The organism is Pseudoalteromonas luteoviolacea S2607 (assembly GCF_001625575.1).
GTDB lineage: Bacteria > Pseudomonadota > Gammaproteobacteria > Enterobacterales > Alteromonadaceae > Pseudoalteromonas > Pseudoalteromonas luteoviolacea_E.
The window spans coordinates 1-21,383 of record NZ_AUXV01000022.1 but is presented as its reverse complement, the minus strand read 5'-3'; the positions used below and the strand labels follow the sequence as shown (position 1 = coordinate 21,383).

Genomic DNA, 21,383 nt, shown 5'->3' with positions numbered 1-21,383 from the left:
GTGCTCATGAAACTTATATTGGCCCCGATGGAGGGCGTAGTCGATTTTAAAATGCGAGAATTGCTGTCTGACTTAGGCGGCTTTGATCTCTGCGTGACTGAGTTTATCCGTGTGGTTGATCTCACTCTGCCAAGGCGAGTGTTTATGCGCTATTGCCCAGAACTATTAAATGGTGGCTATACACGAGCAGGAACACCCGTTCGAATACAGCTTCTCGGTCAAGTCCCTCACGTGCTCGCGGCGAATGCAAGAAAGGCTGTTAAACTTGGCTCTCACGGCGTTGATCTCAATTTTGGCTGCCCTGCCAAAACAGTAAACAAAAGCAAAGGCGGCGCAGTTTTACTCAAAGAGCCAGAACAAATGTACCAGATAATCAAAGCTGTAAGAGACGCGGTTCCTGAAGAGCACGAAGTAAGCGCTAAAATTAGGCTTGGATTTGACGATGATGCAAATAGCACAGAAATTGTAGACGCGGTGCAAAGCGCAGGTGCTTCCAGCCTTGCAATTCATGCCAGAACCAAACGCGATGGATACCGCCCTCCCGCCTACTGGGAGAAAATACCACCTCTGCTCTCGAGACTTTCCATCCCGGTTGTTGCAAATGGGGAAATTTGGCAGGTAGAAGATGCAGTTCGCTGCCAACAGCAGAGTCAATGTTCTGACTTGATGCTAGGAAGAGGTGCATTAGCAACACCTGATCTTGCTGCAAAAATAAAAGCGCATATGCAAGGCGTTAGTTATTCACCGTTAACATGGCAAGAAGTGGTTTATCATATTGTGCACTCTTCCATGCACCAAGATGAGAATGTCAGTGAGAAATACTTTTCTTCACGCACCAAGCAATGGCTTGGATATTTGAAGTTACAATATTCAGAAGCACATGACTTGTTCGAAGAAATTAAACGTTTAAAAGCCAAAAGCGATGTTGTTGATGTTTTGGAGAAATATGCAAAGTCCCCGTCACTTGATTCAAATCATAGCATCTAACTGTCTGCAATAGATAATGGTCATTCAGAGGAGAACCTGCCCATGAATGATAATCTACTAAACCAGTACCAATTAAAGCTAGCCGATGAACTAGTGCAAACTCGTGAAAGCTTTATTGAAGATTTAAAAACGACGAGTAATCCGGTTACATCTCAGCTTGCTGAGATGCTTCAGCAAACATCCCCCTCAGATTGGGTTGACAGTATTGATGACAAAATTTGCCCCAGTCAATTTCCAAACTACACGAGGCTCGTTCAGATTGAGGCCGCAATGTGCCAAATTGACATCGGGCAGTTTGGGTTTTGCTGCGATTGTGAAAAAGAAATAGAAGTGGAGCTGTTAAATCAAGACCCCACAACACAGCGATGTAAATGCTGCCAATCTAAATCGTAGATAATGCCTTTATATATGGCAGTATGGCCATATTAGTCGCTGGATAAAAAGCGATATTTTTCAACAATGCATGGGCTTGAGCGTCATTCAGGGCTAACCGGGATTGAAGTCTATGCATTGCTTGATCTTGTGACCAAGCATACAAATGAATACCAAGGTCCACCTCCGCAACGACGGCCAACACTTTCCATTTTGACAAAGGGATACGCTCATAACAATTGGCCAGTGTCCTCTTAATGTCAACATAGCTATCACGCCAATTCAGCCCTGGCATGGCATCGCAGTATGCGGCAGTGATCGCCAAAATAGCGGGGAAACGTGACTCCGTACTCCCGCTGAATTCAATTGAGCCATTCACAGCCGTTACTCTGGCACTTAAAAACGTAGCCAATTCGTAGGGATCATGAGTTTGGCCAGAGTAATAATTGAGTTTACTTTGATACCACTCTTTGCCATTTGGCAACTGATAAAGGCCAATCCCAGATCGAGCCTTATACTCCGACAAATACTGCTCTAGTGCCTGCTTATGTGCACTATCGAACCTTGACTCGGCCAAATAATCCAGCAGTTGCATACGCTCTAACCTCGACAAAATCACATGGCTCTCGCGCCCAGCTTTCAGTCGAGCCAATACTAACTTTAACCACTCATCCAAGCTTTCATCAGACACTTCTTTGTATGTATGCTTAATTACATCGGTATGTGGTGGCCATGCAAAGAATCGCTCAGGGTAGCGCTCCTGAATCTTCAGATACTTAATTGACTCCCTTTGCTCTTCAGACAAACGAGCCATATCAACGGAGTGAAGCAGTTCATGACGAGACCTTAAATAATGCTCATCAAACGGCATCGCTTTAGTAAGGCCTTCATTTTGGGCTCTCGCTGCATCTGATATAGCAAACCAATTTAGTGCCTGAATGGACCTAAAGAATTCATCAAAAGAGAGCGTTCGCGGAGGCTCAGAGCAAGCGTTTAACAGGAGAAGGCAAGAAAAAGTAAAGAGCGCTATACATCTCTTAAGCATAAAATCCCCAATGATTTAACAGTTATTATCGACAATATTCTGCATTTGATAGTCACGTGATATTGACGCAACAGGTTGGTAGTTCAATGGACTTGAATAGTTTACGCAATCTGAGATAAGAAGTCGTGTTCTAAATCAATATTTGATTTCACAGACTAAAACGAATGAGGTATAGCAAGTATCTACTTTAACTGGCGTGTTTAAAAGGAAATAAAAAAGCCCCTGACGGGGCTTTTTTAATTAAAGACTGATGCCTTTACGTTGTGCTTTCTCTTTAATAAAAGAGGCCCAACTGCGAGCGAACTTGCGTGTCTTAGGATCTTCTTGAGCCTTAACAATCGCACGGTAAGCTTGCTTGTACTTTTCTTGATAAAGATAAGCTTCTGCTAAGTCAGAGTAGATAGTACCCTTTTTCTTAGAACCCAGTTCAAGTGCTTTATTTAAACGAACAACTGCAGCTGCATATTGCAGGTCTTGTAGCAATAAGCTACCAGCCTTTCTATACAGCTCTGCATCGTCTTCAAATTTAGCTGCTTCTTCGTAGTACTGAGCTGCTTTTGCAATGTTCTTCGCTTGGTGGAAGTAACTCGCTGTAGCAGTCACATTTTGCTTGTTACGCTCAATGTTTTTATCTTTGATTGCCTTTTCAAACGTAATAGCCGCTTTGTAAGGAATTTCATTCAAAGAGTAGTAACTACCAAGAATCTTGTAGTGATTCTCTTTCTCAAAATAGCCTTTCTGAAATGCAATTTCCATCACAGTCTGACCTTTACGGTACTCTTCTGTTTGCATATAGAAAGAACCAAGTTGAGTCCAAACTTGTTTGTCTTCAGGGAAGATCTTAACAAGTTCCTCAGCAACACTAACTGCATTCTTAAACTGTTTAAGTTCGAAGTACGAACCAATTTTCAGCATATAGAATGACTTGTTAGGCTCTTCTTTATTTAAAGCAATAGCTTGATCAGCTGGCTTGATTACATCAGCAAACTTTTTAAGTTCATAGTTTGCTTGTGCAATACGACCGTATACTTTCGAGTCTTCTTCACCCGTAAAGTCCATCCAATCGTAATAAGCCTTCTTTGCACCTTCATACTGCTCGGTACCTACAAGTAAGTCACCTAGCAACTTCATAAGATCAGCTTGATCTTTGAAGTTTAGTACGTCAGGAGCAATCGCTTGACGAATGTACTTGATAGCCGTTTTATACTCTTCTTTTTGAGCATAAAGGTTACCTAAGTAACGATTAACCGTTGCTTTATCAAACTCATCTGAAGCGTCGATTTCAAGTAACAAAGCAATTGCTTCATCTACTTTATCTTCGTTGTAAAGGTCAAAAGCTTTGATGACCTTTTTACCAACACGCTCACCCATGACTTTTGTCTTAGCTTTTTTGCGCTCTTCGATCTTTGCAGGATCTGGAGCAGCAACTGCTGCGGTGCTCAGTGCACCGCCAGCTAAAGACATCATCAGAGCAAGAGCTGTTGCTTTTGACATTTGCTTCATATCTTACTCCTTAGTCTTGGTTAAGTTTGAAATCAAGTTGAACTTGAATACCAAATTGCTTTTCAGGCTTGCCGTCAACAATCTTTGGTCTGTATTTCCACTTACGAAGTGCTCTTTGCGCTTCACGGTTGAAAATACGCTTCGGTTCAGCTGCGATTACTTTAATATCTTCTACACCACCTAGCTCATTGATTGTAAATTCAAGCTGTACCCAGCCTTCTTTACCATCACGCGCTGCTTGCGGTGGGTATTTAGGTTCAATACGAACGATCGGTGTTGCTTCACCATCACGACCGAAATCACCCGGGCCACTCAGACCACCTGCCGTACCACCAATATTGATGCTAGGCATGTTAAAACCGATAGCGCCTGCAGCAGGATTTGATGTCTCTGGCTGCGGCGGCTGCGGCTTAGGCGGCTGCTTTGGCGGTGGAGGAGGTGGAGGCGGTACACGCTTCCTCTCCTGCACGTCTGATTCAGGTGGATTCGACATAATCTCGACTATGATCTCTTCCTTTTGGTTGTCTGCCCTATCAGCTCCACCGGAGATTAGGTAAGACATAAAGAAGAACAAGCCGAAAGTTACTGCCCCACCTGCTAGAAGTGAAAACAGAAATCGAATCATTACTTAGCTCCAGCTATTGAAATCTTCAGACCGTCATCAGTTGCCTTGATTTGGTCCATTACCTTCACAACAACACCGTGCTTAGCACCTTTATCCGCTTGGATAATTACTGTCTCAGTTTGTTGTTCAGCCAATAGATTTTCAAGGTTAGCGCTTACACGCTCAACATCTACCTGACGCTTATCCATCCAAATCTCACCGTTTTCACGGATTGCGATAAAGATGTTCGCATTTTTCTTAGTTTGAGCCTGTGCAGCTTTTGGCTTTTTAACTTCAATGCCTGCCTCTTTAACAAAAGAGGTAGTTACGATGAAGAAGATCAACATGATGAATACGATGTCAAGCATCGGTGTCATATCTACTGCTGCTTCTTCTTCTTCACGAAAACGCTGTTTACGTGCCATATTTATATCTCTCTCTAGTGATGTGGCAAGCTATCGATTAGTTTTTCTTTAGCCATTTTTGCTCTCGCCTCAAGACGAGTACTAAAGAATACACCAGATAGTGCCGCAACCATTCCAGCCATTGTTGGTATCGTCGCCATTGAAATGCCTGATGCCATCAAACGCGGGTTACCAGTACCTTGAGTAGCCATGGTTTCGAATACCGAAATCATACCTGTAACAGTACCTAGTAGACCGATTAATGGACACATTGCAACCAATGTTTTGATAATCAACATACGCTCATCTAATTTTTCAGACGCTTCAGAAACCCATGCTTCACGGATTCTGTGTGCGTACCAAGATGTAGTATCTTGGCGGGCATCCCATTTAGCTACAATCCCCTTATGCATTCTAGGGAACTCAACTAATAGGAACCAATAGCGCTCAATCATTAATACCCACATAAGAAAGAGTGCCATTGCGACAACGAATAGTACGTCGCCGCCTGTAGCAACAAAATCCCTGATAGATTCCCACGTCTCCACCAGGACTAGCATTATGCTTTCTCCTTCTCCGCGTGCGCAGCAACGATACCCGCGCTTTGCTCGTCAAGAATGTGTAGGATTGATTTACTACGACCAGCAACAATAGCGTGAAGTAGGATTAGTGGTAGCGCAGCAATTAGACCAAGAGCTGTTGTAACAAGTGCTAGAGAGATGTTACCTGCCATGATCTTCGGATCACCAGTACCGAATAGAGTGATTGATTCGAACGTCAAGATCATACCTACAACCGTACCTAGTAGACCTAGTAACGGAGCGATAGCTGCAAGGATCTTGATGATGTTGATACCAGCTTCAATGCGAGGCGTTTCACGTAGAATTGCTTCGTCAAGTTTAAGCTCAAGGTTCTCAACGTCTTGGTTCTTGTTATCGTGGTACACTTTCAAGATACGGCCAAGTGGGTTGTTATCACTTGGGTTATTAGCGTTCTTGATTTGTGACTTGATCTTAGCACCAACTACCATTAGGTCTAGGAAACGTACTAATGCGATTAGTGCACCTAGCGCTAACAATGCAGTGATGATGTAACCAACAGTGTCACCTTGGTGCCAACGCTCTTCAACACTTGCTTTTTGCGTGTTTAGACGAAGGATAGCACCACGAGTTGGATCTACTACGAAAGGAACGTAGCTGCTTGCAGACGTGTTAAGCAGATCAGAAACTGTTGCAACAACGTTTGAAGCAGGTTGCTTACCTAGAGGAACAATTGATTTGTTCTCTGCATCGTATACAACATAACCGTCTTTAGTTACAAGGTTGAAGTTACCAATACGAGTAACTTGCTTAACATTGATGTCACCGCTTAGCTCAGCTACTTCAGCTTCGAAAGTAGAAGTCTTAGCTGATTCAGTCATTTCTGTTTGGAATGCAATCCAAAGCTCTTCAAGTTCACGAGTAGTTGGTAGCTCTTTAGCTGCAGCTAGTGAACGAAGAACTTCAGCACGTCCTGGCTTTTCAGCACTTACGATTGACGCTTCGATTGAACCGATTGCATCAGCTGATGAACGACGTACAACACCAAACATCTCACCAAGAGTACCCTGTGCATTTACTAGCTCAGTCTCTTTATCAGCAAGTGTGATTTCGTTTTGCTTGAATTCTCTGTTAAGACGCTCACCACGTGCTTTTTCAGCAGCTAGGTCACGCTTTGCTTTGTTTAGTAGTGCTTGCTTGTCAGCACGCTCAGACAAGAACTCTTGCTCACGAGCTTTGTTAATTTTACCTTCAGAAATACGATTCTGTTTAACTTGCTCAAGGATCTTGTCTAGTGCTTCCGTGTTTGCATGTGCATTCAACGCGGCACCAGCAGAAACTGTTAATGCTGCAGCAACTGCAAAACCTTTAAATAGTTTCTTCATGTTTTATTACTCCGCGCCGAAAATAGGAAGTTTAACTAGTTCTGGGGCAGCCTGACCACGTGCAATACGGATCATGTCTTTGATAGGCTTAAGGTATTCTTCACCTAGAGATTGCCACTGCTTAGCATTGTTGTCCCAAACCCATGCATTCTTTTGATCGAATGATTGAGCAACATATGCGATACGACCTAGACGAGCGAAGTCAACGTTGATGTTTTTACCGTTAATTTCAAGAGAACCTTGAGAAGCTGTCATTGCTGTGCCGTATGCAGTTTCAACAGTGTAAGCTTCTAGTACCTGACGGTACTTCTCTGAAGTAGTTACTTTTGCGTTTGAAAGAGTTTCACGTAGTCTTTCTACGCGCTCTAAACGCTTTTCAGTATCGAACGGGACGTCCGCTTTGATGAATTGCTCGAGTGTATCAATCATGCGATACATCAAAGGCACAACGTCTTGCTTAGTTTTATCAACTGTCGCGATTTGACGCTCTAGAGACTCAATGTTTGCATTTTGGTCCGCTACCAAACGTGCAACGTGGTCGTTGTAAACTTTTAAAAGTTCTGTTTCATCGACAGTAGTGCGGTATTCTGCAATCATTTCGATTGACTGACCGTAAATATTATCAACTTTTTCTTGAGACTTTTGAGCAGCCTTTTGAGTTTGCTGACCTACTTTCTGTATGTCATTCAAAGGATCTGCCATCACATTGCTGCTTGCAAATGCTGCTGCGCCGAATAACGCTGAAGCTACAAGACTCTTTCTGATTTTAACAGACATAGTTCCCAACCAATTAAGTAATGTTACTTTTATAATTTTTGCACTCGACTATAGAAGAGTACCCCGGATACCTTTTTAGAAGTATCAACCGTGCAATAATGCTAAATGCATTTGCCCATGTCAACTTCATGTTTAAAACTAATTTTGTAATCGCTTTTCTAATAAAATGAAATAAAACATCACATTAACAACAAAACAACCAAAAAAAACTTAAATCACTTACTTTTCATACACAAAGCAACTTAATTAACAATTTATTACAGTTAAAATTTCGCCAAAAATAGAGCTCGCAAAACTAAAAACTCTTTGATTAGGCTATAATTTTCAAACTGTTAGAGACAAAAATACGTAGAAAAAAATTGCGTATAACACAATATTGTTGTCCCTAAAATTTTTTTTCTTCTTCTAATTGGCAACATAACGCAATGATTTGTCTTTGAAATTCATCTAGGAATAGTGATAAATGGTACCCATCTACCAAACCATGATGTACCTCAATTGATACAGGCAGACTATTTTTGTCTTCATTTAATTTACCAAAAATTATTTTTGGTATGCCTAAATTGTCTTCACTATGCCTTGCATGCTTGAAACTAGTGAATTGAAACCAAGGCAAAATAGATACGTAGACTTGTTCAACCGAGCTACAATTTGATAAAAACATTTCGCCCAATAAAGGTTGCGACAAGCCGACCTTTTTATTCTCTTCTGATTGTTGAATGAATTCATTAACATCGCTACTTTCACTCAGTGTGATGAACCTGAAGGTATTATCCTCTCTTAAAAAGGTACTACTAATTGTCACCTTCTCGGATTCGACGGGACAACCATCGACTATCCGATAACGCATAAAGTCACACTGTTCAATCGTTCGTGATAAACAATAAAGATAGCAGTAAGTGAAGGACAGATCAGCTTGTGAAGCTTTAATATATAGAGAATGAGTATTGAGATTTGTAGTGATATTGAAGTTTGGATCTGCAAAGTCTTGATAAAACTCAAAGTGCTCTTTGCGCTCCCACGAGTCTAAAGCGATTTTTTTCATTTTAACAACTATAAAAAAAGGGCGAATACGCCCTTCATTATAGCTTTTTCAAGTAACGATTATAATCCGTTCTCGATGATTTCTTGCGCTAACTCGTCTGCAATAACGTGAGTAGATTTTTTCTCGTCATCAGAACGCTTAAAAATCTCAGCCAGCGTGTCAAAAATGCCTTCAACATGCTTAGTTGCTTGCGCTTCGTTATAGCCTTCAGGTTTGGTCTCATAATATACATTAATGATACCACCAGCATTGATTACATAATCAGGCGCGTAAAGTACGCCCTTTTCACGCAATACATCACCATGGCGCGGTTCTGCAAGCTGATTGTTTGCACAACCGGCAATGATAGTCGCTTTAATACGAGGAATGGTTTCATCATTGACTGTTGCACCAAGTGCACATGGTGCATACACATCTACATCTAAGTCGTAGATTTCATCAATATCTACTGCCACTGCGCCAAAGTCAGTAACGACTCTATCAACCGATGCTTGATTGATGTCTGTTACAAATAACTTCGCACCAGCTTCGTGCAAATATTTACACAGGCCATACGCTACAGCGCCAAGGCCTTGCACAGCTACTTTTACACCAGACAAGTCTTGGTGTCCAAACTTATGCTGGTACGCTGCTTTAATACCTAGGAACGTGCCTAAAGCAGTAAATGGAGACGGGTTGCCGCTTTTGCCTTCAAGACCTAAAACGTAATCAGTTTCTTTGTGCATCATCATGACATCACCAGTGGTGATATTCACATCTTCTGCTGAGTAATAACTACCGCCTAATCTCTCTAGGTGTCTACCAAATGCTCTAAAAAGTTCTTCAGACTTAATGCTTTTCGCATCACCAATGATCACTGATTTACCGCCACCGAACGGTAAACGAGCTACTGCATTCTTGTAAGTCATGCCTTTAGAAAGACGTAACACATCGTATACTGCGTCTTGATCTTCTGCATAATCCCATAAACGACAGCCACCAACAGCTGGGCCTAGCTTAGTACTATGCACAGCGATAATTGCTTTTAAGCCCGACTTTTCATCTGAGCAAAACACAACTTGTTCATGGTTATCAAATTCAACTTGGTTAAATACAGCCACTTTGATTATTCTCCGATTATTGTCTGAACGTGTCAGATAGCGCTGAAATTGGCTTGACTCTACCACTAACCTTTTAGTCAATCCAGCAAATGAGATGATCTAAGCTCATTACATCATCAACACGCATATATAATCCAAAATAAATTAAATATAAAGATAGGTTTTCTATGAAAACAATTTTAAAAAACATATTTAATTAGAAATACCCATTAAATTTAGAGCTTCTGTTTACGTAAACGTAAAGCAATAGCCCTGTGTAAGTATAAATTTACACGAGCTAGATTCAAATTAAATTGTTAACAATTTTTGCGCTAATTCACTGCCAGTGTATCAAATCATAAACAGTGGAAAGATGACAAATTAAGCGTTCTGAAATATGTTGCGTGCTAAGAGTAAGCACTTCGCGTTGGTAAAAAGATAATTGAGAGGCAGGATATTGGCCAAAGAACAAAGTTGTTATTAAAGAAGGTGGTAACCACCACCTTCTTTATGTTGCTAGTTTATCTTAACTTGCTATCAAGTTCCTCAATCTTAGCTTTCCAGATTGCAGGACCTTGAGTATGTGCATTGGCACCTTCACTATCTACAGCAACCGTTACTGGCATGTCCTCTACTTCAAACTCGTAGATTGCCTCCATACCCAAGTCTTCAAACGCGACCACACGAGATTTCTTGATCGCCTTAGCAACTAAGTACGCAGCACCACCGACAGCCATCAAGTAGACAGCTTTGTTTTGCTTGATTGATTCGACAGTTGCAGGACCACGTTCCGCCTTACCGATCATGCCAACAAGGCCTGTTTTCTCAAGCATCAAATCTGTGAACTTATCCATACGTGTTGAAGTGGTTGGGCCAGCAGGACCTACCACCTCATCACCAACTGCGTCTACAGGGCCCACGTAATAAATAAACTTATTGGTAAAGTCGACACCCTCAGGCAGGCCTTGTCCAGAGTTGATCATTTCTTGTAAACGCTTATGCGCAGCATCACGGCCTGTCAAAATTTTGCCTGACAATAATACCGTTTCACCCATTTTCCAATCTTGGATGTCTTCTTTGGTCAGTGTATCAAGGTTAACTCGGCGAGTATCTTCACCCACTTCCCACGTTACTTCTGGCCAATCTTCTAGTTTTGGCGCTTTCAGATCTGCCGGGCCAGAGCCATTAAGCGTGAAATGTACATGACGCGTAGCGGCACAATTCGGGATCATTACCACAGGTTTCGAAGCTGCGTGTGTTGGCGCTGTTTTGATTTTCACATCAACAACCGTTGTCAAACCACCAAGACCCTGCGCACCTATGCCCAGCTTATTAGCTCTTTCAAAGATATCTAAACGCAGTTTCTCTTCAGCTGTCTCAGCACCACGCTCCTGTAAATCATGAATATCGACAGGGTCCATCAGTGATTCTTTTGCCAGTACAGCCGCTTTTTCAGCTGTACCACCAATACCAATGCCTATCATTCCCGGTGGACACCAACCGGCGCCCATTGTAGGTAATGTTTTTTCAACCCATGCCGCAACGTCATCAGATGGGTTAAGCATTGCCATTTTAGTTTTGTTTTCTGAACCGCCGCCTTTAGCTGCAATCATAACTTCTACCTCTGCACCAGGTACTAAATCTACATGTACAACAGAGGGCGTATTGTCTTTGGTGTTTTTACGGCTACCCGCTGGATCTGCCACGATTGAAGCGCGTAATGGATTATCTGGGTTCGTGTAAGCACGACGTGTACCTTCATCCACCATTTGCTGCACTGTTAAGTCTGTTTTGTCCCACTTAACATCCATACCTACTTTTACAAAACAAGTAACGATGCCCGTATCTTGGCATAGTGGACGCTTGCCCTCTGCAGACATACGAGAGTTAATTAAAATTTGCGCTATTGCGTCTTTTGCAGCTTTACTCTGTTCATTGTTATATGCTTTTTCCAAAGCTTGCACAAAATCTAGCGGGTGATAAAAAGAAATGTATTGCAGTGCATCTTCAATGCTATCAATAAAATCTTGCTGACGGATAATGCTCATGACGGTTCCTTTATTTGCTATTTAGGGTTGCTAAACAGCCTGTACTTGGTAAGTAGAAAAGCAAGCTAACCGCAGTAAGTTGAATATTGATGAGTAAACCGACTACACGCCCCGAGTTTACAATCAACATCCTTACACTGTATATGGTTATTAGTTATCGCTTATCTACTCTATAGATTCACATCTAATTATGATAACCTCCTCGCCCGTTTCGGGCTAGTTTTCAGGGGCAAGTAAATGATAAATGCGCAGAATAAATGCATTGCTGTTGACATTTCTCTCTCTACGGTAGAAGTTTTCGAACAATTTGCGCAGCATAAATACGCAATCTTGTTAGATTCAAGTGACGCAGTACATGAAAATAGTCACTTCGACATCATTAGTTTTAACCCAGTACATATCCTTGAGGCAAAATCAGGGCAAGCTTTCCTTGACGGAATACAACAAAATCTCAGTGTCTTTGAAATTCTCAAACAGAAGTTGTCCCTTTTATGCCCTGAACGTGTCACAGGGATGCCATTTGTGGGTGGTTGGTTAGGTTATTTCGGATACGATTTAGGCCGCTATATCGAAAAGCTTCCTGAGTCAGCTCTGACAGATATTTCATTACCCGATATGACCGTAGGCTTGTATTTAGATGCACTCATATTCGATAACCAACAGCAAAAGTGGTTTTATGTCTGTCAGTCAAATGCAAATCGGCTTGATGAATACTTAGCAATTTTAAACAGTGCCGCATCAAGTCCAAAACCATTTAAGTTACTAACTGATTGGCAGTCAAACATGACCAAACAGCAGTATCAAACCAAATTTGATCAAATACACCAATATCTTCTCAGCGGAGATTGCTATCAAATCAACTTAGCGCAGCGCTTTAGCGCACAATTCACTGGCTCCCCTTGGCAAGCATATAAAAAGTTAAGAGCGAACAACAAATCGCCATTCGCTGCGTTTTATAATCTAGGTGAGGACACCGCCATTGTGTCCGTATCGCCAGAGCGGTTTATCTCTGTAAGAAAAAACCAAGTCGAAACAAAACCCATTAAGGGCACTTTACCCAGACTATCTGACCCTGCTCAAGACATCGAGCAGGCAAAAACCTTACAAGGTTCAAGTAAAGACCGCGCCGAAAATGTCATGATAGTCGACCTATTAAGAAATGATCTCGGCAAAGTTGCCAAGGCGGGCACCGTCACGGTACCAAAGCTGTTTGAAATAGAAAGTTTCCCTGCGGTCCATCACCTTGTAAGCACCGTAACCAGCGAACTTGCAAACGGAAAGAGCGCAATAGATCAACTAGAGGCAGCGTTTCCAGGTGGCTCTATCACTGGCGCGCCAAAAATTAGGGCTATGGAAATTATAGAAGAGCTTGAACCACATCGTCGTAGCGCGTACTGCGGCTCTATGGGATACCTGAGTGCATGTGGTGACATGGATACGTCTATCACCATTCGTACGCTTGTTTGTGCACAAAACACGATTTATTGTTGGGCCGGTGGTGGTATTGTTGCTGACTCTCAAGTAGACGCGGAGTACCAAGAAACTTATCATAAAGTAAATAAGATTTTACCCGTACTTAAATGAAGCTTGAGCACATAATCAGTAAATATACGCTGTCGAAAAGCGCACACTCTACTTCTCATTTGACAGGAGTGAAAAGTGCTGTGCTTGTGCCACTTATCGAGTTTGATGGCCAAGCGCATATGTTGCTATGTAAACGTAATGCCAACCTTAGGGCCCACCCCAGTCAAATCTGCTTCCCAGGCGGTAAAATTGAAGCCCATGATTCCTCTGTGCAAGACGCTGCTTTACGGGAAACCTTTGAAGAGATTAGCTTAGCTAGAGAGTTTGTAACCCCACTTGGTCAGCTTGCAACGCATAGCTCCTTGAGCGGATTTCATATTACGCCAATTCTCGCGAAAGTAGAAAACAGCGCAACATGGGCACGCACAAGCAGTGAAGTAGAGCAAGTTTTTACACTCCCAATACGTGATTTGATGACCCAAGAACACTGGCAAAGTTACACGACTCACTTTCGCGGGAAAGCCACGAGCATCAAAGGTTTCATGACACCTCATGGACTTCTCTGGGGCGCGACCGCTAGCATTATAACTAAATTTACCAACTCTCTAATTTAATCATCTAGCAAAACACTATTTTCCATCCGATAACGGGTTACTTCTGCAATAATTAACGTTATTATGTGCGCCCGTTCAGAGGCAATGATGAGTAAAATTTATGATTAGTGCATTTGATATGTTCAGTATCGGTATCGGGCCTTCTTCGTCCCATACCGTCGGACCGATGCGCGCTTCGCGTCTGTTCGTCAAAGATCTACAAAAAAGTAAACTAATTGACGACGTTACTGCGGTTAAAGTAGAGCTTTTTGGCTCACTAGGTCAAACAGGTATAGGTCACGGCTCAGGAAAAGCGGTTATCTTGGGCTTAGCAGGTTACGATCCTGAAACCATTGATGCTGATCTTGTTCCACAAATTCTAGAAAAAATTGAGCAAGAGCAAGTCATTTACCTTGATCAGCAGCACAAAGCAGATTTTCCTAAACAAGGTGCTGTTGTATTCCACCGTCGAAAAACACTGCCAAAACACTCTAACGCGATGGAAATACAAGCCTATAAGGGTGATGAGCTGCTTCATAGCCAAATCTACTACTCTATTGGTGGTGGCTTTATCGTGACAGATGAAGATTTCGAAGCTGAGAAACAGGCTGCGCTGGATGTTCGTGAACAAAACCCTGCACCATATTTGTTCGATACAGCGGAAGAGTTATTGTCTATTTGTAAAGAGACGGGCTTAAGTGTCTCTGCTTTGATGATGGCCAATGAAAAAACCCTGCGTTCTGAAAGCGATATAAAGCAAGAACTTTTCAATATTTGGGAAGTGATGAAGGCATGTATCGAACGTGGCATGCGCACTGAGGGTATTTTACCTGGTGGTCTAAAAGTTAAAAGACGCGCTCCTAGCCTTTATTTGAAACTTAATGTTGAAAACAGCAACGATCCATTGCGCGCTATGGATTGGGTAGACCTATTTGCCCTTGCGGTCAATGAAGAAAACGCTGCAGGTGGCCGTGTTGTTACAGCTCCCACTAATGGAGCAGCTGGGATCCTACCCGCTGTTTTGATGTACTATCATACGTTTATCAAAGAAATTGACGTCGAAATTGCTACCCGATACCTTTTGACGGCAGCTGCAATTGGCATTCTTTACAAGAAGAACGCTTCTATTTCAGGTGCGGAAGTAGGCTGCCAAGGTGAAGTGGGCGTCGCTTGTTCGATGGCGGCAGGTGCACTGACCGAAATCATGGGCGGAAATGTCGTTCATGTAGAAAATGCTGCTGAAATTGGCATGGAGCATAACCTAGGCCTAACATGTGACCCTGTTGGCGGATTAGTGCAAGTGCCTTGTATTGAAAGAAACGCAATGGGTGCCGTAAAAGCAATCAACGCTTCTCGCTTAGCGCTTCGAGGTACGGGTGACCAAAAAGTGTCGTTAGATAAAGTTATCAAGACCATGCTTGATACTGGTAATGATATGAAGACAAAATACAAAGAAACCGCTCGTGGCGGTCTCGCGGTAAACATTATCGAGTGTTAAGTCTTTGCATAGACATCACAGTAAAAAATAAAGCCGCACATTGCGGCTTTATTTAATTGGAAGAGTTACATTTGAGAATAACGCATCTACATCATCTTGATTTCGCATTAAGCTGGCTTTTTCTACCACGTCTTTAGTCAAATGTGGCGCAAAGCGCTCTATGAAATCATACATATACCCTCTTAAGAAACTGCCTTTTCTAAACCCAATTTTAGTTGTGCTCGCCTCAAACAAATGACTCGCATCAATACAAACTAGATCTTTATCTGCAATATCATCTACCGCCATTGTTGCTAACACGCCCACACCTAAGCCAAGACGCACATACGTTTTAATCACATCAGCATCCGTAGCGGTAAACACAATATGTGGCTCTAACCCATGAGCATTAAACGCTTTGTCTAATTCCGATCTGCCTGTGAAACCAAATACGTAAGTAATTAGCGAATATTTAGCAACATCTTGGACCGTGATATTTTTTCCTAGCTGAGCGAGTGGGTGGTCTTTTGTGACCACAATACTGCGATTCCAATGATAGCATGGCAACATGATCAAATCGCCGTATAAATGCAATGCTTCAGTCGCAATCGCAAAATCCGCATCGCCGCGCGCTGCTGCATCTGAAATCTGCTGCGGTGTACCTTGATGCATATGCAAAGATACCGCTGGGTATTTCTGCATAAAACCTTGAATAACGGGAGGCAGCGCATATCGAGCTTGCGTATGCGTTGTTGCTATATTTAGTTTACCTTGATCGGGCAAAGTATGCTCATTGGCTACTGCTTTTATGCCTTCAACCTTGGACAAAATTTCACGGGCGATGTTGATGATCTCATTACCCGCACTGGTGACATGCGTTAAGTGTTTGCCACTTCGACCAAAAATTTGCACACCCAATTCGTCTTCTAGCATACGTACCTGTTTTGAAATGCCTGGTTGAGAGGTGTAAAGACTCTCAGCGGTAGCAGACACATTCAAATTATGATTCAGTACTTCAACGATGTATTTCAACTGTTGTAATTTCATAACACTGTTTATTGTTTTAGTTGTTATCTAATAAGCGACTTGGTTTTCGATTTACGCAGAGCGCCGAGTCGGATCCATTCCTAGGCTAGCATATTTATCGTGTAGCTGATAGTAATTGTAACATTTGCGCAATCATATAAGAAATCTGTATTAGATACGTCTATACTGAAAAATGGTGTATTCAAAATCATTTACATACACCTTGTTATTAAAACTATCCAATATACAATTATTTGATGTAAGATAAAAAATATCGCCTTGGGTAGTTTACGTAGAGATTCGGGTATGTTTGTTTCCATAATAATATTATTGATTGTTGCTTTAGTTGTAATTGCAGTGTGGGTTAGTGCTATTCAACAACATAAAGAGAAACAAGAAGCAGAGAGACGCAAAGAGCTGTCAAAGCAAAAACGGATCATCGAAGAATCTGAGGATGTGTTGCTTAACAGCTCAAATATTCCTATGTCTGGGGATATGCTTCGAATCATCCAAAAGCGTATTCACGACGCCCTTGCGACAATGGTAGAGCTCTCACCAACATCAAGAGAGTTAAAAAACCGCTTACACGAATCTCAAGAGCGTATGAATTCAGATCCCGGTAAACTGAATGACAGCGACAATGTATCTCTTCCTGACAACGACAAACAGTTAATCGCCCTAGTCCAAGGCATTAAAAAGGTAAGACACTTACTGCGTTCAGAGCACAGCAAGGGTAAAGTCGATACTCAAGTTTTCGTAAAAGAAGACAGACGTCTTGAAAAGATTCAGTTAAGAATCAACGTTGAAAGCCAAATTAAAAGGGGCCTTTCTGCTAAAACAGCCAATATGGTTGGATCTGCACGCCAATACTTTGAAAAGGCATACGCCACAATTATGGCTGTAACCTATAGCGATGAATACGTCACTGAAAAGAAAAATCAACTTGAAGGGTATTTGAATGAAATCAGCGTCGAGTTGAAAGCTTCAAACGCATCTGCAGTTAAGAAAAAAGCAGAGAAGGAAAAGGACGATCTCGATGTCCTTTTCGCCCCCAAAAAGAAGTGGTGATCAGCTAATAGCAAACTTTAAAATAAACAAAATTGTTAATACCCAAACACTGATAGAAATTTCGTCTTTTCTATTACAAGCTAACTTGACCGCTGTGTATGCGATAAACCCAAGAGCAATACCGTGTGCAATCGAAAAGGTAAGGGGCGTCATTAACAGCACCACGCTTACAGGAATTGCATCGGTCATATCATCCCAGTTTACCAGTTTTAAGTTTTGTAGCATAAGAACCGCTACATAGAGAATCGCACCAGCTGTTGCATAAGCAGGGACCATTTGTGCCAATGGTGCAAAAAACATCATAAGAAGAAAGCAAACACCAACGACCACAGCTGTGAGCCCTGTCCTGCCGCCAACAGAAACGCCTGAGACAGATTCAATGTATGACGTCGTTGTTGAAGTGCCTAAGAACGAGCCAGCGACGGTTGCCGTGCTGTCTGCTGATAGCGCCCGGCCTAAGCGTGGCATATTCCCTTTTTCATCTGCAATTCCTGCTTTTTGAGTCACTGCTACCAGCGTGCCACTTGTATCGAATAGATCTACAAATAAAAATGCAAACACCACACTGAGCATGGTTACCTCAAGCGCCCCAGCGATATCTAACTGTCCAAAGGTTGGCGCTATACTGGGTGGTACTGAAACAATACCAGAGTACTCAACAAGGCCTGCACTCCAAGCGACTACAGTAACGAGTAAAATGCTAATCAGTACCCCGCTTTTGAATTCTCGATACATCAGAGCGGTAATGACAAATAAACTGAGAATAGCTAAAAGAGGACCTGGGCTTGTAATGTCACCCAACTGAACGAAAGTTGCAGGGCTTGAAACGATAATTTCAGAGTTTTTTAAAGCAATTAAAGCGAGAAAAGCACCAATGCCAGTTGCGATTGCTCGTTTCAATACCACAGGAATAGCTTGAATTACCCACTCTCTTATTTTAAAAATACTCAATACTAAAAATAAGCAGCCTGACAAAAATACGGCACCCAATGCCGTTTGCCAACTGTGCCCCATTCCAAGCACAACACCATAGGTAAAGAAAGCATTGAGGCCCATTCCAGGCGCCAGCGCAAGAGGGTAATTAGCCCAAAAGCCCATAATAAAGCAACCGATAGCCGCAGCTAAACAAGTAGCGACGAAAGCCGCACCGTGGTCAATACCTGCTTGAGCGAGCATTGCAGGGTTTACAAATACAATGTAAACCATCGTAATAAACGTAGTCAGGCCGGCCACTACCTCAGTCTTTGCATCGGTTTGAAGTGCCTTGAGCGAAAAAAGTCTTTCTAGCATGTCTTTGTATTTTAAATAGAAACGGGGCCGCAATTTTACCATAAATCGTTCTCTTTATAGGACAAATAAAGCAAAAATCGGCTACACTGTAGGCTAGGTTGTAATAAGTGAAGTGAGTATGAAAAACAGTCAATCTACAAAGGCTTACAGTGGTGACTTAGAGCAACAGCTGCTAAATGTGCTCGAATTTGTAACGCAGGAGCCAGATCCTAAGCACCAATGGCCAGAGGGACAGGACCCCGATCAAGCTTATAAAAAAGGCCTCTACTACATAAAAGAAAAACAATATCCATTAGCAGCTAAATGGATGAGGTTAGCTGCCATGTCTGGGGACAATAAGGCGCAATTCTATTTGGGACTATTGTTTATTAAAGGACAAGGTGTCCCTAAGAGCGTATTTCATGGTGTCGCTTGGCTTAGCTTGGCACAAAGCCAAGGCAATATGGCCGCAGAAAGTACTTTAAAAGAAGTCAGACCACATTTAACTACAAAACGTTATTTAGACGCGCAATGTTATGCCGCAACGTTATATGAGCAAATCCATCAACTAAATCATTTTAAAACAGAACGTTAACCTGAATTAGGACTAAGCACTGCAAAAAAGATTAAAAAAACATCAGATGTAACCTTGATCAAAAATGCTGTATGAAATACTGTATATACACTGTATAAACAATCAGTATTAAAATTATGTTACATACTTCGACCATTTTAAAAGCAAGTGCGGCAGGCCTTCCAAATCAGGCAAACTTTAATATTGTAAATACATCTGATGAAGCCACAACCAGCTTAGAACTTATGAAAATATTGGGTTTTTGCAATTCGAAAGCTGGTTGGACATTGTTAATAGCACCCAACCAAACAATAAATAAGTCTATGCTGGATGACTTCGGCATCGACATCAATAAGCTGCTAGTTTTAAAGCTCAAAGATCTGATAAACTTAGAACACACTCTAGATTGCGCTCTGCACAATGGTAACTTTGCAGCTGTAATCACTGGGCCTGGTATCTTATCAGCCCGACAAATGAAACAGCGAAGCTTAAATAACTCCGAAACAGCCCTATTTTGTTTTAAGGAGGTTTGCAAACTACCAATGTCAGAGGTCGCACATTAATTATTAGGTTTTATATGTGTTTTTGTGGTCAAGCTCTGCCTTTTGAACAGTGCTGTAACCTTTTCATTACTGGACAGAGCAAACCAGAAAATGCCGAGCAGTTGATGCGCTCGAGGTATAGCGCGTACTGTGTAAAAGATGGTGAGTATATCGTCAACACCTACGCCTCGGAAAAACGACGTGAGCATACAGCAGAAGACATACTCTTATTTGCCAATCAAGTTGAGTTTATCAATTTAGAAGTCGTTCACACTGATCAGGACCAAAGCTACCAATACGTTGAATTCAAGGCTTCTTATTTAGAGGGGCAACAACTGGAAATACTCCATGAACGCTCACGATTTATTAAAGAAGGTGGTGAGTGGATGTATCTCGATGGCAACTTGTTCGCTTGCGCTGGAAAAAAAGTAAGCCGAAACGATCCTTGTCCGTGCTTAAGTGGGAAAAAGTTTAAGAAGTGTCACGGCTAATTGTACTCACTCTATGAATATTCATGTTTAACCACCAACGCATTATATTGACACTGTATAAGTACTTCTGATTGACCCCCAATAGATCTAGCTTGCTACACTGCAACACGTAATTGAGATTGCATTTCCCCACTGGCAAGCTGGTCGTAAAATCCCGCCGCATCCATTTCCCGATCTTGAAGTTTTATCTCAGGGCTCTGCTGCTTGAAGAGCTTAGCTCGCACAGCTGGCTCTAAATTTTCAACCACAGAAAGAGGAACATGTAATTTATTGTCGCGTATATGCAGCGGCTCTGGGTCTAAGCATTCATTCAGCTTAATATCTTCCAAGCCACCATCTTTTACGAAGTAACGGTTGTATTGACCAATCAGAAAGTCATACTCTGCTGGGGCAAGTGGTTTTTTGGGCCCTACTTGCAACTCCTTTTTTAACGCCTCTTCTGACTTATCTTTCTCATCAACCGCCGAACGAGGAAAATCAAATTGACTGAAATCTAACGCATCTTGAGACAACGCACTCAATAGCAACGCGAAGTCTCCTCGTCGCGATTCTCGCACACTTAAGTTAAGGGCAATACCTAACTGTGCTTCCTTGAGTAACAATTGTTCTATCTGCATGGATTTTCGCCAAAAAATTCAAAGTCTGAAATTTTATCGGCATTTTTTGAAAAAACTTTAGGACATTTCTTTACATCGTCAAAAACTTTGATATTATCAGCGCCGTTGTTGAGGAGGGGTTCCCGAGCGGCCAAAGGGATCAGACTGTAAATCTGACGGCTCAGCCTTCGCTGGTTCGAATCCAGCTCCCTCCACCATCAACGACAAAGTACAATTCGGAGGGGTTCCCGAGCGGCCAAAGGGATCAGACTGTAAATCTGACGGCTCAGCCTTCGCTGGTTCGAATCCAGCTCCCTCCACCACTTTGTACTTTAGCTCACTTTATGTGGAGGGGTTCCCGAGCGGCCAAAGGGATCAGACTGTAAATCTGACGGCTCAGCCTTCGCTGGTTCGAATCCAGCTCCCTCCACCACT

22 protein-coding genes and 3 tRNA genes are annotated in these 21,383 nt (G+C 42.2%); 12 read left to right on the top strand and 13 right to left on the bottom strand.

The annotated features are described in order from the left end of the window. The first annotated feature begins 6 nt into the window (after nucleotides 1-6). Both N480_RS13030 and N480_RS13025 read left to right on the top strand, forming a co-directional pair. Nucleotides 7-987: a tRNA-dihydrouridine synthase gene (locus tag N480_RS13030; protein WP_063372936.1), complete on the top strand. Its 981-nt coding sequence runs from the start codon at nucleotides 7-9 to the stop codon at nucleotides 985-987. 42 nt (nucleotides 988-1,029) lie between these two features. Continuing rightward, a complete protein-coding gene (locus N480_RS13025; RefSeq protein ID WP_063372935.1) occupies nucleotides 1,030-1,380 on the top strand; it encodes a TraR/DksA family transcriptional regulator in 351 nt (116 codons plus the stop codon). Here N480_RS13025 and N480_RS13020 read toward each other — a convergent pair. The 10 genes from N480_RS13020 to N480_RS12975 form a co-directional block, all read right to left on the bottom strand. Further along, nucleotides 1,370-2,404, bottom strand: coding sequence for a hypothetical protein (locus tag N480_RS13020; RefSeq protein WP_081231869.1), 1,035 nt, complete (start codon nucleotides 2,402-2,404; stop codon nucleotides 1,370-1,372). The two genes, N480_RS13025 and N480_RS13020, sit on opposite strands and share 11 nt — an antisense overlap. Nucleotides 2,405-2,644: 240 nt before the next feature. Further along, a complete protein-coding gene (locus tag N480_RS13015) occupies nucleotides 2,645-3,907 on the bottom strand; it encodes a hypothetical protein (protein WP_063372934.1) in 1,263 nt (420 codons plus the stop codon). A gap of 10 nt (nucleotides 3,908-3,917) precedes the next feature. Then, entirely contained in the window at nucleotides 3,918-4,532 is a 615-nt protein-coding gene (locus N480_RS13010; RefSeq protein ID WP_063372933.1) for an energy transducer TonB, read from the bottom strand. Further along, entirely contained in the window at nucleotides 4,532-4,936 is a 405-nt protein-coding gene (locus N480_RS13005) for an ExbD/TolR family protein (RefSeq protein ID WP_023402250.1), read from the bottom strand. The genes N480_RS13010 and N480_RS13005 overlap by 1 nt, the downstream gene beginning before the upstream one ends. A 14-nt stretch (nucleotides 4,937-4,950) precedes the next feature. Further along, a complete protein-coding gene (locus N480_RS13000) occupies nucleotides 4,951-5,475 on the bottom strand; it encodes a MotA/TolQ/ExbB proton channel family protein (RefSeq protein ID WP_023402251.1) in 525 nt (174 codons plus the stop codon). Beyond that, nucleotides 5,475-6,839 (bottom strand): MotA/TolQ/ExbB proton channel family protein, encoded by a 1,365-nt coding sequence (locus N480_RS12995; protein WP_063372932.1) that lies wholly within the window; start codon nucleotides 6,837-6,839, stop codon nucleotides 5,475-5,477. Before N480_RS12995 ends, N480_RS13000 begins: the two co-directional genes overlap by 1 nt. 6 nt (nucleotides 6,840-6,845) lie before the next feature. Continuing rightward, nucleotides 6,846-7,616, bottom strand: a complete 771-nt coding sequence (locus N480_RS12990) for a DUF3450 domain-containing protein (protein WP_063357095.1) — start codon at nucleotides 7,614-7,616, stop codon at nucleotides 6,846-6,848. A 385-nt stretch (nucleotides 7,617-8,001) separates the two neighbouring features. Then, complete coding sequence (locus tag N480_RS12985) at nucleotides 8,002-8,661, bottom strand: CatA-like O-acetyltransferase (protein WP_063372931.1); 660 nt, start codon at nucleotides 8,659-8,661, stop codon at nucleotides 8,002-8,004. Nucleotides 8,662-8,720: 59 nt separating this feature from the next. After that, entirely contained in the window at nucleotides 8,721-9,761 is a 1,041-nt protein-coding gene (locus N480_RS12980; protein WP_063372930.1) for a Leu/Phe/Val dehydrogenase, read from the bottom strand. Between the two features lie 500 nt (nucleotides 9,762-10,261). Beyond that, complete coding sequence (locus N480_RS12975) at nucleotides 10,262-11,788, bottom strand: fumarate hydratase (protein WP_063372929.1); 1,527 nt, start codon at nucleotides 11,786-11,788, stop codon at nucleotides 10,262-10,264. A 237-nt stretch (nucleotides 11,789-12,025) separates the two neighbouring features. On the opposite strand from N480_RS12975, the gene pabB reads away from it, so the two are divergent. The 3 genes from pabB to N480_RS12960 all read left to right on the top strand — a co-directional run bounded on the left by pabB (nucleotide 12,026) and on the right by N480_RS12960 (nucleotide 15,403). Next, the gene (gene pabB, locus N480_RS12970) at nucleotides 12,026-13,372 is read left to right on the top strand and encodes an aminodeoxychorismate synthase component I (RefSeq protein ID WP_063372928.1); all 1,347 of its coding nucleotides are present in this window, start codon (nucleotides 12,026-12,028) and stop codon (nucleotides 13,370-13,372) included. Nucleotides 13,373-13,452: 80 nt separating this feature from the next. Further along, nucleotides 13,453-13,926: an NUDIX hydrolase gene (locus N480_RS12965; RefSeq protein ID WP_196761492.1), complete on the top strand. Its 474-nt coding sequence runs from the start codon at nucleotides 13,453-13,455 to the stop codon at nucleotides 13,924-13,926. Nucleotides 13,927-14,026: 100 nt separating this feature from the next. Further along, nucleotides 14,027-15,403 (top strand): L-serine ammonia-lyase, encoded by a 1,377-nt coding sequence (locus N480_RS12960; RefSeq protein WP_063372926.1) that lies wholly within the window; start codon nucleotides 14,027-14,029, stop codon nucleotides 15,401-15,403. 48 nt (nucleotides 15,404-15,451) lie between these two features. Here the strand turns inward: N480_RS12960 and cysB are convergent, their stop codons facing one another. Further along, on the bottom strand, nucleotides 15,452-16,429 hold the full coding sequence (gene cysB / locus N480_RS12955) for an HTH-type transcriptional regulator CysB (protein ID WP_063372925.1): 978 nt from the start codon (nucleotides 16,427-16,429) through the stop codon (nucleotides 15,452-15,454). A 285-nt stretch (nucleotides 16,430-16,714) separates the two neighbouring features. Between cysB and N480_RS12950 the strand changes: the two genes are divergently transcribed. Beyond that, nucleotides 16,715-17,476, top strand: a complete 762-nt coding sequence (locus N480_RS12950) for a hypothetical protein (RefSeq protein WP_063372924.1) — start codon at nucleotides 16,715-16,717, stop codon at nucleotides 17,474-17,476. On the opposite strand, the gene N480_RS12945 is transcribed toward N480_RS12950, so the two are convergent. Then, complete coding sequence (locus tag N480_RS12945; protein ID WP_063372978.1) at nucleotides 17,477-18,766, bottom strand: NCS2 family permease; 1,290 nt, start codon at nucleotides 18,764-18,766, stop codon at nucleotides 17,477-17,479. 118 nt (nucleotides 18,767-18,884) lie between these two features. Between N480_RS12945 and N480_RS12940 the strand changes: the two genes are divergently transcribed. From N480_RS12940 to N480_RS12930, 3 genes are all read left to right on the top strand, one after another. Next, a complete protein-coding gene (locus tag N480_RS12940; protein WP_063372923.1) occupies nucleotides 18,885-19,340 on the top strand; it encodes a tetratricopeptide repeat protein in 456 nt (151 codons plus the stop codon). 116 nt (nucleotides 19,341-19,456) lie between these two features. Continuing rightward, nucleotides 19,457-19,882 carry a SulA-like leucine-rich domain-containing protein gene (locus N480_RS12935; protein ID WP_063372922.1) on the top strand — a complete coding sequence of 142 codons (426 nt, stop codon included), beginning with the start codon at nucleotides 19,457-19,459 and terminating at the stop codon, nucleotides 19,880-19,882. A 14-nt stretch (nucleotides 19,883-19,896) separates the two neighbouring features. Continuing rightward, entirely contained in the window at nucleotides 19,897-20,352 is a 456-nt protein-coding gene (locus N480_RS12930) for a YchJ family protein (RefSeq protein ID WP_063372921.1), read from the top strand. Between the two features lie 95 nt (nucleotides 20,353-20,447). Here N480_RS12930 and N480_RS12925 read toward each other — a convergent pair whose 3' ends face one another. Next, a complete protein-coding gene (locus N480_RS12925; RefSeq protein ID WP_063372920.1) occupies nucleotides 20,448-20,969 on the bottom strand; it encodes a VC2046/SO_2500 family protein in 522 nt (173 codons plus the stop codon). A 112-nt stretch (nucleotides 20,970-21,081) separates the two neighbouring features. On the opposite strand from N480_RS12925, the gene N480_RS12920 reads away from it, so the two are divergent. From N480_RS12920 to N480_RS12910, 3 genes are all read left to right on the top strand, one after another. Further along, nucleotides 21,082-21,166: transfer RNA gene (locus N480_RS12920), tRNA-Tyr, on the top strand. 20 nt (nucleotides 21,167-21,186) lie between these two features. Then, nucleotides 21,187-21,271: transfer RNA gene (locus N480_RS12915), tRNA-Tyr, on the top strand. A gap of 25 nt (nucleotides 21,272-21,296) precedes the next feature. After that, nucleotides 21,297-21,381: transfer RNA gene (locus N480_RS12910), tRNA-Tyr, on the top strand. The last annotated feature ends 2 nt before the right edge of the window (nucleotides 21,382-21,383 follow it).